This is a genomic window from Paenibacillus sp. FSL R10-2796 (genome assembly GCF_037965315.1).
Classification (GTDB): Bacteria; Bacillota; Bacilli; order Paenibacillales; family Paenibacillaceae; genus Paenibacillus_AQ; species Paenibacillus_AQ odorifer.
The window spans coordinates 7,104,954-7,119,264 of the sequence record NZ_CP150178.1; the positions used below are offsets into that span (position 1 = coordinate 7,104,954).

The window sequence follows — 14,311 nt, forward strand, 5'->3', positions numbered from 1 at the left end:
AAAATAAAGAATCAGCCTACTTCTGTTGAAGTTAAGCTGATTTTTATTTTTTAGATCTTTTTAACAAACTCGGACTTTAATTTCATAGCTCCAAAACCATCGATTTTGCAATCAATATCATGATCTCCGTCCACTAAACGGATGTTTTTCACCTTTGTTCCTATCTTCAGAACGGATGAGCTTCCTTTTACTTTAAGGTCTTTAATAATAGTTATAGCATCTCCATCATTTAAAATATTTCCGTTGGCATCTCTGACAACCTTGTTCTCTTCACTGCTTTCAGCCTCTGTGTCGAGGCTCCACTCATGCGCACATTCCGGGCAGACGAGCAAACTACCATCTTCATAAGTGTATTCTGAATTACATTTCGGGCAATTTGGCAAAGTTGACATCAAAGTGTCCTCCATTCGTTAATGTAAATCTAGTTGTGGTTCCAGTGCATAGCCTCAAAAGTATATTTCATATTTGGTAAGGTTTCCACTAGATATCAGCAGTAAGTTTGTCTAGATTTCGACAGCGGACAGTAATTCTCAAATATTGTCTTGTATATTTTTTCCTAATTCAATAAGATGGAAATGTCGAATTTTTATGTAAATACATAGGAGAGTGAGTAATGATAAGTCGCAGAAGTGTTGCATTCGCCATTATTTTGTCATTAATTACATGTGGGCTCTATACAATCTATTGGTTTATTGTTCTAACCAATGAGGTAGGCGAACTGAGTGGAGACTATACATTTACAGGAGGAAAACATTTCCTTCTAACGTTGGTTACGTGCGGGATCTGGAGCTTCATTTGGGCCTATCAGGTAGGTAAACATATTGCTGAAGCTCAAAGACAGCGCGGCCAATACCCGTCAGATAATTCAGTGCTTTATGTGATCCTGACACTCTTTGGCCTGGGTATTGTCACGTATGCCTTGGTACAATCCGATGTTAATAAACTGGTATAAGTTTACGATTTATAAAAGGACACACCCTAAACTATTTTGGGGTGTGTCCTTAAGTCTCGTCGGCGTAGTATATCTCAAAGCATGGATACCCTTAACCAATATTAGTATCCCTTGTCCATTTCATGAATGGACTGGATTGTATTGTCCCGGATGTGGAGTCACAAGAGTTATTCTTTCCTTGCTGAAGTTCGACGTTATTCAAGCGTTTAGATTTAACCCGTTGCTGTTTATTTTAGCACCTCTGTATATGTTGTATTGGATTACTAATAAGAAGCAAATCCGGCCTCTTAGCCAGGCAATTATGGCTATAATGTTGATTCTGACCGTTACATTTGGAATACTGAGGAATCTCCCGCTGTTTGAATATTTGGCCCCGACAGTAATTCGTTAACAGCAACAATTATTACAAAATAGCCTGCAGTCGCACAATTGCTTGGGCCCGATCAACCACTTCTAATTTGCTGTAAAGATTGCTAATATAATTGCGCGCCGTACCTTCCGCAATATGTAATGTATCGGCGATTTCACGGTTGTTCAGTCCCCGGATAATGAGCTGTGCCAGCTCCTCTTCCCGTTCTGTCAGACTGATACGATCCAGACCCGATCTTTGCCAGTGTTCATAGTCCTCTGTTAACCTGTTCATCCTCGATGCCAGTTTGGCTGCTACCGGAGCTGGCAGAATAAATTGCCCGGATAACGTATCATGAATCGAAGCGATCATTTTATCTGCATCCATGTCCTTCAGCATATAACCGCTTGCTCCGTAGGCCATTCCCTCTACAATATAATCAGTCTCTATAAAAGTAGTCAGAATCAGAATGAAGATGTTCGGCCGAATCTGCTTTATTCGTTTCAAGGCGCTAAGGCCATCCATAACTGGCATTTGAATATCGAGCAGCACCAGATCAGGCTGGAGTGCCTCAACCATCTCGCAAGCTTCTTCTCCATTCTTGGCAGCACCAACCACTTCCATATCATCTTCCAGATCCAAAATGGTGCGAAGTCCTTCCCGCGTCAACAATTGATCATCGGCAATTACAATTTTTATTTTACTCATGTTCTATCCACAACCCTTCGCATGGGCAGATCAATCTCCAGTAAACAGCCTTCATCCATTTCTGAATCGATGGATAAGCTGCCTCCCAGCTGCTCAACCCGTTCCTTCATCGTCCTAAGTCCAAATCCCATCACGATTGGACTCATCCCTAGCCCACAATCCTTGAGTCTAAACTGCAAGTTCGCTCCAACAGACTCCAGACTAAAATGGAACTCCACACTCTTCCCATGTCTGATCCCATTAGTTAAGCCCTCCTGCAAAGCATGATAGATTGCCTTTTTATAGGCTGTTGACATGGCTTCCGGCAGATCGTAAATAACTGCATGAACAACAACGCCTGCATTGCGTTCTGTATCTCGAATCAACTGCTTCAGCATCACGGTTAGATCAGAATACCTGTCCTCTTTCAGCATATGGACAGAGCCGCGGATTTCATTCAAGCTATGCCGCACAAGATCCTGGGCCTCAGCCAGACGCTGAAAGCCGCTGTCTATCTCCTTCTTCTGAAGCAGCCGCTTGCCAGCTTCAATCTGCAGAATCGTCGATGTAAGGGTATGCCCGACAATATCATGAATCTCTTGGGCAATACGATTGCGTTCCTCAAAAACAGTAGCTTCGGCCAAAGCCGCAGATGTTTCACGCATCGAACGCTCCAGGCTACGAGTTCTTTCTACCACCTGATCCTCCAGATTTTTTTTGAGATATTGGATTCCCGAATACAGCTTGGCATTAGCGATTGAGATTGCGCATTGTGAACCAAGCAGCTTGAGCACATCGAGTCTGCTTGGAGTAAATACACCCGGCGATAGATTATTCTCCAAATAGAGCAGGCAAACCAATTTATTCTGATTCATGATGGGGAGACATAGAACCGATTTCAGTCTATTATTCCTAACGTAAGTATTACGTGTAAATATTCCTTCACTGAGTGCATCATGTAATACAACCTGTTCTTGTGTTCTTGCCGCGTAAGCTATAATCGCTGCCGGGACCAACCCCGATTCTTCCCCAAGTGGAACAGATTCGATATGCTGGGCTTCTGAGGTCCCATAAGCTTCCACCATCCATTTGCCGTCATGATCAAAAATAACAGCCCCATATTCTGCCCCAGCATTGTGGAGCATGATTCGCATCAGCGTGGCCAATAATCGGCTCATCTCCATCTCGCCGGATAATGCTTGGGCAGACATTACCACAGAAAGGGAATCCACACGATCGAGCCCGGGCTCTCGTTTAATATGCAGCAAATGGCGATGCTGCTGCTCCAGGTCAGCCGCTTTAGCCTTTGCGCCCCATTGCAGATAAGCCTCATAGGCCTCAGTCATATAGATTCTTGCCAGATGCATTTTGCCATGACGAAGCCCGTATTTACCATAACATTCCGCTGCCATCGCTAAATCGTGAATATGACCGTGGATCCGAGCGTTCTCAATGGATTGCTCATACAATGCTTCAGCTTGGCGGGGATCTCGCGATAGACGAGTTAACTCAGCCTTCATCAACAGATATTTATGCTGATAATTCCCCGGACAACGCCTGGCAAGCTTTTTCATTTTCTTCAAGCATTTACGCATTTTTGCCCGATATGTACGTTGCTCTTCAGCGTTATATTCCTCATACAACTGAGCCCAGACTAAACATTCATACATGATCTGCATGGGACTGTCTAGGCCATCTTCGCGTGATTTTATAATGGCCGCTGATTTGGCTAATGCCTCACTGGCTTCTCGGTATTCCCCAAATAGATAGCCCGTCAAATATTGATAGATCCAGACCATTTCTTGTATAAAATCAAAGGTGTCCCCATGAACCGACTGTGCAAAAGCAGGCTCGCTAATCTCCTCGATGGGAAAGGGATCATCTATAGAGCGATAACCTGTCAGTCGAACAAGAATGGCCGCCGCTACAATAGCCTGCTTACAATGGAGACTGTTGTTATGGCGCAGCAAATCTCCGGAATGAGTAATTAATCGCTCATAGATATCGCCGAGAGGATGACCAAATTGCAAAAGGGAGGCACAGTTGATCAGCACATTCTGGTTGCCCTTCCATAAGTCACCTGATTCCAGTCCCACTTTACCAGCCTTCTCGGTAAATGTATGGAGCATAGCAGGATCATAATGCCGCCAGCTATCGTAGCACATGGCGAACGCGGCTAAGGTTGTCATGTGCTGTTTCGGATAGGGTTCGGATAAGCTGAACGCCAGCATGGCCCATTTGAATGTCTCTTCATCATTACGGAAGTAATAATATTGAAACATTGCATAACCTATGAATCCAATGGAAGCCTCCGGAGTCATCCCATAATCAAGCGTTAATTCAATCATGGTGAAGGAAGAAGCAAGCCACCCTTCTCGATTGACGTAGAAGCAAGCATTGCTTGAATGATCTAAAGTAGACATTGCGATTCTACGTGCTTCATCAGTCATTGGAGGTAAAAGAGTAAGCGATTCGAGTGAGACCTTCTTGAGTCTATGCCGCAATCGTAACCATTGAAGCGTCAATTGAGCATAACCAGGATCAAATTGATGCTTCACTTTCAGTAACGATAAGGTATGCTGGCCTAAGGAGATCACCTCTTCATGGTTATCATTACTTGCTTCCAACTGCACCTTCATTACGTAGACGTAAGCCTTATCCATATTTGTCGTAGCTTTATCAATCAACAGATGGAATAATTCATTAGCCGTATCAAAATGGGAACATAAATATTCGAGCTCCGCCCTCTCACGGAATACCCGGAAGGTCAGCCCATAATGCGCCTCCCAGCTCTGCTCCTCTAATAATGACGTTGCCTGAAGCATATATTGCAAGGCTGTCTCATGTGCGGTTGTTTGCTTCGCTTTTATCCCTGCCTGTAAGTTCAGCTCTACTAGTTGAAGCCTCTCTTCAGGGCGGTCTAACCATGTAAGTGCCTGATTCAAATGATGGACAGCTTCAAATAGTGTCGTTCCTTCACTTAGCGGGCTGCGGCCTAGCAATAAAAGACCAATCCTCCAATGCAGCTCGGAACGCTCCTCTTTGGAAATAAAAGTATATGCTGCCTGATGAATGCGGTTGTGCTGGAACTTATAATGCGGATATTCCTCCCCGTTAACGGGCTGCAACAAGCGCCCATGTACAGCAACCGCCAACGCATCGTTCAATGTCTCTATCGGTGTCTCCGTAATATCAGCAAGTGTACGTAAATCAAATAGGCTGCCTATAAATGCGGCTCTGCTAAGTGCATATACCGTCTGTTCAGGAAATTGCTGCAATTTACTTGAAAGGTATGAAGCTACGTTATCGGGTACATTCAATTCAGTAATACGCTGGAGATCCCATTTCCAGCTTCGAATATTCTCATCAAATTCCACTCGCTGATCATCTATCAAATCTTGAAGGAATTGCTTAATAAATAACGGGTTTCCATCTGTCTTATGAAGCAGCACGCGCGACAGCTCGTCCAAGTCAGCTGCCTCGTAACGCATAACATCAAGTAGCAGTTGTTTTAAATCGGTGAGTTCAAGCGCTTGTAAAGAAATTCTGCTCATCGCTACGTTGCGGTCAATCAGATGTTTTTCCAGCCTACTGAGCGGGTGCAGCCTTGTAATCTCCCGATTGCGATAGGAAAGCACGATTAGCAGATGAGTCGTTGCTGTATCCTCTATAAGCGAAGTGAGATATTGCAGCGACGTATCATCAGCCCATTGCAAATTATCCAATACCAAGATCAAAGGATGATCCTCATGAGGAAAGAGTTGAATAAATCGGCTCATGATTAATTGAAAGCGATGCTGAGCTTCCAGCGGTGGCAGTGGAGGCACGGAGGGTTGAGGGCCAATCAAGAGTTCAAGCTTAGGAACAAAATCGATCAGCAACTGACCGTAATTGTCCACTGCTTGTAGAATACGCAGCCTCCAAACCTCCACCTGCAGCTTTGTTTCCATCAGCAGCTGACTAACCAACTCTTCTATGACTTGATGCCAGATGCCATAAGGGAGTGAGGTATGTCGGGATTCGAATTTGCCTCTGGCGAAGAAACCATCCAAAGAGACTGTATTTGTAAGGGTCTCCTTCAGAAAGGTTGTTTTGCCGATACCACTCTCCCCGCTAATCCAAACCGTCTCTACGGCACCTTGTGATGCTCGTTGCAGTGCTTCTCTTAAGCTTTGTTGCTCAAGATGTCTTCCATAGAAGCGTCCTGATACCATCCAGCGCTCTGGGATATCCCAGCTTCCTAGTGGAAAAGGCTCAATATGCCCGGATTCTTCTAGACGGGATAGACATTCCTCAAGATCCGATTTAATGCCAAACGCGCTGGCATACCTCGCTTCAGGCATTTTCTCCATGCATTTACCAACAATATCAGAGACCGATAGAGGGATAGTGGGGAACCTGCGGTGCAGAGGCTCAGGTGTATCTGCAAGATGACGATATACAATATCAACAACATCATGCAGCTCAAAGGGGCGGCTGCCCGAGAGACATTCATACAGGATGATCCCCAGCGAATAAAAGTCAGAACGGTAATCCGGTTTGACTCCGGTTCGTCCCGTTTGTTCTGGAGCTATATAAGGAAGCAGAACATCGGGCCGGCCGCCTAACGGTGACAAAGGACTCGTGGTGTTTTCGGTAGAACACATTCTTATATCAATAAATTTCACTTCAAAAGTAATGGGATTGACGATTAGATGAGCGGGGGTTAGTTCATTTAGTGTTATTTTTTCACGATGAATTTGCATAAGACAATCAGCAATAGCTGTAGCGATTCGAATTAGCGCTGGAAGACCCAGTGAATTAACAGGCATACGCAGGATCTGCCCAAGGGTACTCCCCTCTATATCTTTTAAGAGAAGGACTGGTCGGTCCGCCATAATTTCCAAACTGTACGGCTCTATTGCACCACGACCGCAAAGTCGCTTAAGCATGTCATACTCATGACGAAAAGCATCGACCATGGCAGCTCCCGGATATTCTCCTATTGTTGTCTTAGCGATAACTCTTAGGCCGTCCTCTTGACGTAGGAGTCTGTATAACCTGATATCTGCGGTATTATCTATCAGATCTAAGGTTTGGTATCCTGGCAATTCAAACATCAACAGCACTCCCTAATTACAATTAGACAGAATACTCAATCTCACAAAGTAGTTAAAGCCATTATAACATCTGATCTTGCCGTTCTACTCATAAGACATTTCATATTTCGTTAATCCTATCGCGTTCGCGCACAATGCCGCCTGTGTCCGGTCAGTAACCTGCAGCTTCGCTAAAATCTGACTGACATGCTTCTTCACCGTAAATTCACTGATAAAAAGACGTGTGGCAATCACTCTATTGCAAGCACCTTGTCCAAGCTGAATCAGGACTTCCTTCTCTTTTGGTGTCAATTCATCTGTTGGACTGCTGGCGCTCATTCGCATCTTTTCTTCCATTAGACCAGGATCATAGTATTTTCTCCCTTTGTACACCAACTGGATAGCAAACAGTAATTCCTCCGGCAGTGCCTCTTTCAGAACATATCCGTCTACCAATACTTCTTCAGCCCTCAAAAAATCCTCTCTGCTCGCAGAGGAAGTCAACAGTATGAATTTACTAACAATGCCGCGGGTACGTGCTATCTTAATGACATCCAGTCCTGATTCATCAGCAAGCTTAAGATCAATGAGGACAATGTCTGGCTTTGTCTCTTCAATCACATCAAGTGCTTCCGGACCATTCGTAGCTTCACCGGCAAATTGCATATCCGATTGCATTGCAATGACAGATGCCAGCCCTCTTCTAACTAAAGGATGATCATCTACAATGATGATTTTCACAGAAACAGCTCCCTCTAAACCGCATACATTATTTACTTCTTTGTATAAAAAGCTTCAATTGGAGTATTCATTTAAATTTGGCGCATTTCTGATTAAGTATAGTTAAAAGACTACACCGCTTATAGTGAGCGTTGTCATTTCTTTTGTCATATGACAAAATGGATATTTTTACATAAAACGCCTTCATTTAAAAACTGGCGAACCATGGTTATAGAGACCACAATCCGCCTGCTTTCTTGGGAATTTAATTATTATCAATAAAAGAAATGATTTGCACGAGATTACCTGCGACTTGATAAGTTAACCCCAGCATGTAAGTTCCTTTCTCCTCGTTCGATAGGTCAATAGTGAACGCATCCGGATTAGCAGCCCATTCCTTCATATCAAACACAATTTCTTTAGATGTTCTAGTGTTTCTTACCCCAGCCGAATTAGGGATCACTTTGCTGCCATCGAGCCCTTTCACCAGATTGGCCACTTCAACCACAGGTCCCTTAAATTCTCCTACCTCTACCATTTGTGGGTCGGCCAATAAGCTCGTTAGTTTAGTTAATCCTTGTAATGGGGAGAAATCTGTAATTTCATTTCCAGTAATATCAAGTGTCTCTAGGTTCTTCGCGTACTGCAAACCTTCCAAGGATCTGGCTCTTCTGGTTTCGCTAGTTAACGTTGTAAGGTTATACATATCACCTAATGTTAATTCTCCAGTTACGCCCAATGTAGTCTTGATCGAAGCACTTAAATACGGGTCCGCCACAGTAATCACTTGCGTAAGATCTATTTGGACCAAACCTTCGGTTGCTTGTTGCAACGCTGCTACAGCTTCGTCTACTTCACTTTGCGTAACAGAAGAGTTAGCCAACACTGTCTCTGCTATCGAGAGGCTGGACGTAAATGCCGCGATGCTCTCAGGTGTGAGGCCTTCTAGAGAAATTGCTTTAGCCGCTGCAATCGCCTGTTCGAGATCTCTAGTGAATAAGTGATCTCCATTCGCGAAATGTAGTTTGGCTCCACCCCATGTAGCATGGTCAGATCCGTTGCCATTTCCCCCGTCTGTGACGACTAATTTCAGTTCTTTTGCTTCATTAATATCCAATTCGATGAATTTCTGCGGATCTCTCGAACCCATGACCCCACTATCGAATTTCTTCTCTCCATCGACAAACACCTCAAAGCTCACCGAACCAACAGAACCGTACATTTGTCTATCTACACCTACATAGGAAGTGAAATAGTCCGCGTTTTTGTCGCTTAGATTGTATACAATCGTCGAGTTAGAGTGCGCTCCAATTCCTCTTTCATAGGACACTACCTGATTGTTCTCATCTGTTAATCTCAGCGTATTTGCACTAATAGATTTATCCTTCAAAGGTGTAGTATAGCTGTTCTGAGTAGAATTCCAGTCGTAATCCGTCAGATACGTAAAGTCCGTCATGTCTACTACGGCTATAGTTCTAATCTTCGTGGTCGTATTTCCATCACTATCTGTTACTGTGTAAGTGATTGGATACTTTCCAGCCCGGTTGAATTTAACTTGCGCTTGGCCTGTGACCTTCACTTGAGCCGTCAAGTCACCGTCTTCCGAATCCATTGCCGAATAGCTTTCACTGATATCAATCGCTTGACCCACTTTGGTTGAGACAGATTTAGGTATGGTAAGCTCTGGTGTATTGTTCAAGATCATAAACTTCGCATCAGCAAAATCGCCGTGATCTGAAGCATTTCCGTTACCTGCATTATCTAACACCAGCTTCAATTCACTTACATCCTTAACAGGTATCCGCGCAAGCTTGGCTTCTGTACCAAATTTCATCAGTCCGCTGTTATAAACCTCTGCCCCATCGGCAAAGATTTTGAAAATTACACTGGAGTTGCTTTGCTCAGGGATATTTCTATCAACCCCTACATACGTTTCAAAATATTCATAGTTTGCACCCGCCAGATTATACATGATTTCAGAGCTGGCATGGGTTCCTAAGCCCTTAGCGAACTCTTTGACCTCGCCATTTACCAGCAGCTTAATCGGATTGTTAGAGCTAGCCTTATCTTTTCGAACCACATTATAATCCGTTTTTGCCGATTGCCAATCTATATCACTCAGGTATTTACTAGCGCTGTATACAACAATCTTTCTGGCTTGCACAGCGGAGTTCCCATCTGAGTCTGTAACAGAAAACTCGACGTTGTAAGTCCCTGTTTTGCTTGATGTGAATCCATTCGAATGTACTTCAACGGCTCCAATTAAGTTACCATCTTCCGTATCAAAAGCTGTTACATCGCTCAACACATCAAATTCGCTGTTCAGCTTAACGAAGGTTGTCTCTTCCGGTACTGTAATGGTAGGTTTGCTTGAATTATTCGAGAACTTCGCATCCGACCATACCGTATGGTCTGAAGCATTGCCATCCTTAGCATCTGTTGTAACCAGCTTCACCTCTCTTGCGCCAGTCACAGGGATTTTCACAAATTGATGTTCTGTTCCTGCCCGGAAAACATCACTCTCAAATTTCTGTTCTCCATCCACATACACTGCAAAAGTAGCCGAGGAAGGTTTCCCTTTCATGGCTTGATCAATCCCAATGTAGCTTTCAAAGAAGTCGTAACCCTTACCTTCAATATCGTAAACTACCTCAGAGTTGGCATGAACACCAATCCCTTTCGCGTACGTCGCAGCCAACCCTTGGCGAACAAGGGTTATGATTCCTCCGGAAACGGCTTTATCTTTCTTTAATTCACCCCAGCCTACAACGACTGACTTGGCATTGAGATCGGAAATATAGGCGTAGTCGCTCGTTACCGTAACCTGTGTGGTTTTCGTTTCCGTAACCCCTTCGCTTTTCACTTCATATACAATTTCGTAGTTGCCTTTTTGCGTTACATCAACGTTATTGGCTTTCAGAGAGACATCTGCAGTAATATCGTTTCCTAGATAGTTAGCCGCTTTTACATAGCTCATCGGATCAAAGGTTTGATTAAGCTTTAAAGTGAGCTGATCTTCAACAGACAAGGCTGGCTTAAAGGCTTTAACCTGTACGGGCTTCAGTGGGTTCAGCTTTTTATCATAACCGACGATCTTGTACGTATAGTTGATACTCACATCTACATTCTGATCCACAAATTGCTCAGTTCCTGTAAAACCAACTAACACATCATTTCTATACACTTCATATCCTAAAAAGTCTTGCTTAAGCTCTTTATCTATACTGAAACTTAACGTGTTCGTTCTAGCCGTGGTGTTAGGTGTGATATTAACCTTAATGGCCAGATTTTTATCCGCTATTCCAGTTCCCTCATAATTAATCACCGAGTTATTTAAATACCATAACTTTTGCGGTGCCGGATACTTGGCTACTTTCGCTTTTGTCTCAGGATTCACAGTGAAGCCATGTCTGGCAAAATAGCTGCTTAAATCTAATCCCAGTACTTCGGAGGAGAACTCCACCAAATACTGCTGCTTGGAATTGTCACCGTTGGTAAGGGTGACCTTCCGCTCCCGATATAGCTTGGTTAGCTCTGTCCAGTATCCCGGATGTGCCAGCTCCAGCTGCCAATAGGCTCCGAGTTGTGCAAATAAGCCCTGCTGATTCATAACCACTTTATTTTCTTCGAGGACATATTTATAGATATCTGATTCATACGGTATACGATTATCTATCGAATTCGCTGCGACAGACATAAACATAGACACCATATTATTAGTTACTTCGCCATATTCCCGTTCACCCATAGCCAAGCGATGCCCAATTTCGTGATTCAGTCCCCAGCCCGGATAGGCTTTGTTAAAATCACCTAACATGGTTCCTACTGTTCCAAGTTGGATCCCTGTATGATCTCCCGCTGCATACATCGCACCATAAGGCTGCATCAAGCGAATATTCTCACGAATTAGCTTGGCATCATGAATCTCACTACTGCCATCCAAGCCATAGAAGGAAAAAATACTCTTCATCCAGGTGTCATACCCAGTTACGGTGTCCAGCGGGTTATTTCCTTGCGTAATATATTTGTTGTACGCCTCCGTCGCCGTTCCTGTGAAAATAACATGATCGCTGGACATTTCTACCACATCTATGAGTTTACGATCTTGAACATTTGGATGAGCCGCTTTATCTTCGTCCAGTCTTTGTTTGTATGTGATTAAGAAGGTTTTGAATTGTTCTGGATCCGTGGTCTTGGTCATAAAAGGAATCTTTTCTAAACCTTCGAAGCGGATCAATGGCGCTTTCCCTTGTTCCTCAGCTGTATATGGATTGACGATATAAACGGTGCCACCCTTAGTTACCTCATGAGCGTAAGCACTAGTCGTTGCAATTTCAGGTACAGTGATAGTGTTCTTGCCCGCACGCAATTGTACGCCCCTAGCCCAACTATTCCAAGCTCCCTCTTGTTGTGAAAAGATCAAAGAAGGCAATTTATCGCCCGAAGCAGCATCCACATAAACATTGATGGTCTCGCCAGGCATTGCCGCAAGTCCTGTAGGTTGGTTGTTCGTTCCGAAGCCTATTCCCAGGTTTTCCTGCGCATGCTTTTTCATATCTCCACGTTGTTCCGCCTCAATGATGGTGCCTTCGGTTTGAACTTCACCATTCACTAGCTTCTTAGCTAAATCCAAAGAATCTTTCAGGATTGGATAGAGCGGATGTACTTTTGCCGCTTCTTCTAATTCGTTGATTGCTTCGACGCTATTATAAGCAGGCACAACCGCACTCATCGTTCCATCTGTGAAAATGCCATTTACTGCTTCGCTTACTTTATCTTCTGTATAAAATCTAAATTCAGCCGCAAAAGGTCTGTTGATATTAGCTTTCGTGAACTTAAATTTTAATCTTTTAAACTTCGTAGGCTCGAATTTAAACTCCAGAAAATCATTGGTACTAACCGCGGTTCCGCTAGATACAAGTTGGAAGGTCTCTCCTTTACTCGTCTCTGATGCATAGATTTCAAAAGCCTCTGGGAATCCTTTGCGGTTATCTCTAGCTAAAAAAGCTACTCTGTCCAGCACCTCCGCTTGCGCTAGTTCAAACACAACTTCATTCGTGAAGCTTGCATCATTGTTTTTGTTCGTTTCCCAATGCGTAGTGGGCTGGTCATCCAGCATATATTCAGGCTTCGTACCTGGGTAGCTTCCGCCGTTCACCGTTACTTTTGATACGTTTGCATTCGGCATTCTATAAGCTTGGCTATAGGCATTTTCATAGGCTGTTCCATACCCTTTTAGCTTCGAAACCTTGGCTGCCGTTGCCTCTACCTGATGGTTCTCCAAAAGGATCTTTGCATTCTCTATCTCTTCTTTAAACTGCGCATACAGTGGATGTGCCTGCACTTCATTCTCTAAAGCTGTTAATTTCTCTGCCGTATCAAAAGCAGCACTAACTTGGCTCAAGGTATCATCTGTAAATAAATTTTTCATTTTAGCAGAGACACTATCCTCTTTATAAAAAGAAAACTCAGCCGCACTCGCCCAATCTTGGTTCGCTTTTTTGAAGACAAATTTAAGTTTCTTAAAAGCCGTAGGTGCGAACTGAATCTCCACTACATCACCGGTTGAGCCTGTATACTCTCCAGAAGACACGAGCGTAAAATCACCCCCATCGGTAGTGGAACCATAGATCTCAAATTCTTGAGCAAAACCTTTACCTTTCGCACCGGATTGCCTAGCCGCGTATACCATTCTATTTAATTCAGTGGACTCATTGAAAACAAACACAACCTCATTCGTAAACGTTGAACTATTCGGTTTGCCAGTCTCCCAATGCGTGCTCATATCCCCATCCATAGCCTTAGCTATAGGCGAGCCTGAGTAGTTGCCACCGTTATTTGTGATGGATTTAATATTTGCTGGATTCATTCTAAAAACCTCATTATAGGCATTTAGAGCATCCTTGCCGTACAGCTCAAACGGAATAACCGAAGCGTTGCTTAATAAGTTAACCTTACTTTGCGCCACTGTTTTTGTTACATTTACCTTGCTTACCTCACTTGCTAAAGCATAACCTGCCTCACTTGAAAAACTGGCCAATATGGCCGCCGATGTAGCGATCGCAATCATTTTCTTCATCTCTTCTTACCTCCAGATGTCATATGAATCTCTCCAGTGCCCAAAAATGGGCACAAAAAAAACTACCCCAAAAGAGTAGCTTGATTGCGTATAAAGTCGCCTAAAAATTAAGACTTAATTTTTATTAAACCTTAACAAGCATAAACGCCTTCGGCGTCCTTATAAGGACGGTAAGCGTTTAAGCGAGAAATATAAGATATTAAGTATAGTTTTATAACTTATACTTTCTTATATTTTAACAAAAAGCGTTACACACTCTTTGGCAGCTGGCTGACAATAGTTATGATAACCTTAGTCCCTTTAGCTTTGCGTCCCTACATTTCCATAGGTTTGCCTATGAAGTTTCGAATACATTCAAAGAGTAACATAAGCCTAGATCGGATCGCATGATTAATTGGTATGAAATGAATATAGGTAATTGCAATTAGTTTTTCTTATGTGATAGA

General features: G+C 43.4%; 7 protein-coding genes and 1 riboswitch. Of the genes, 2 read left to right on the plus strand and 5 right to left on the minus strand.

From position 1 onward, the window contains the following. Positions 1-50: 50 nt before the first annotated feature. Positions 51-392 carry a zinc ribbon domain-containing protein YjdM gene (locus NST58_RS31705; RefSeq protein ID WP_036682263.1) on the minus strand — a complete coding sequence of 114 codons (342 nt, stop codon included), beginning with the start codon at positions 390-392 and terminating at the stop codon, positions 51-53. 221 nt (positions 393-613) lie between these two features. Here NST58_RS31705 and NST58_RS31710 point away from each other — a divergent pair, with 221 nt between their 5' ends. Further along, entirely contained in the window at positions 614-952 is a 339-nt protein-coding gene (locus NST58_RS31710; RefSeq protein WP_051491231.1) for a DUF4234 domain-containing protein, read from the plus strand. Further along, positions 933-1,343 carry a DUF2752 domain-containing protein gene (locus tag NST58_RS31715; RefSeq protein WP_076124149.1) on the plus strand — a complete coding sequence of 137 codons (411 nt, stop codon included), beginning with the start codon at positions 933-935 and terminating at the stop codon, positions 1,341-1,343. Before NST58_RS31710 ends, NST58_RS31715 begins: the two co-directional genes overlap by 20 nt. A 12-nt stretch (positions 1,344-1,355) precedes the next feature. Here NST58_RS31715 and NST58_RS31720 read toward each other — a convergent pair whose 3' ends face one another. The 4 genes from NST58_RS31720 to NST58_RS31735 all read right to left on the minus strand — a co-directional run bounded on the left by NST58_RS31720 (position 1,356) and on the right by NST58_RS31735 (position 13,865). Beyond that, positions 1,356-2,009: a response regulator transcription factor gene (locus NST58_RS31720; RefSeq protein ID WP_036682266.1), complete on the minus strand. Its 654-nt coding sequence runs from the start codon at positions 2,007-2,009 to the stop codon at positions 1,356-1,358. After that, positions 2,006-7,087, minus strand: a complete 5,082-nt coding sequence (locus NST58_RS31725) for an AAA family ATPase (protein WP_339245459.1) — start codon at positions 7,085-7,087, stop codon at positions 2,006-2,008. Before NST58_RS31725 ends, NST58_RS31720 begins: the two co-directional genes overlap by 4 nt. 84 nt (positions 7,088-7,171) lie before the next feature. After that, positions 7,172-7,807, minus strand: a complete 636-nt coding sequence (locus tag NST58_RS31730) for a response regulator transcription factor (RefSeq protein ID WP_076124152.1) — start codon at positions 7,805-7,807, stop codon at positions 7,172-7,174. A gap of 244 nt (positions 7,808-8,051) precedes the next feature. After that, entirely contained in the window at positions 8,052-13,865 is a 5,814-nt protein-coding gene (locus NST58_RS31735) for an NPCBM/NEW2 domain-containing protein (protein ID WP_339245461.1), read from the minus strand. Between the two features lie 258 nt (positions 13,866-14,123). Continuing rightward, positions 14,124-14,210: riboswitch (cyclic di-GMP riboswitch) on the minus strand. Between the last annotated feature and the right edge of the window lie 101 nt (positions 14,211-14,311).

Excerpts from the sequence above, each read along its gene's own strand:
- NST58_RS31710 (WP_051491231.1), top strand. The coding sequence starts at position 614 with ATGATAAGTCGCAGAAGTGTTGCATTCGCCATTATTTTGTCATTAATT.
- NST58_RS31720 (WP_036682266.1), bottom strand. The coding sequence starts at position 2,009 with ATGAGTAAAATAAAAATTGTAATTGCCGATGATCAATTGTTGACGCGG.
- NST58_RS31705 (WP_036682263.1), bottom strand. The coding sequence starts at position 392 with ATGTCAACTTTGCCAAATTGCCCGAAATGTAATTCAGAATACACTTAT.
- NST58_RS31725 (WP_339245459.1), bottom strand. The coding sequence starts at position 7,087 with ATGTTTGAATTGCCAGGATACCAAACCTTAGATCTGATAGATAATACC.
- NST58_RS31735 (WP_339245461.1), bottom strand. The coding sequence starts at position 13,865 with ATGAAGAAAATGATTGCGATCGCTACATCGGCGGCCATATTGGCCAGT.
- NST58_RS31715 (WP_076124149.1), top strand. The coding sequence starts at position 933 with ATGTTAATAAACTGGTATAAGTTTACGATTTATAAAAGGACACACCCT.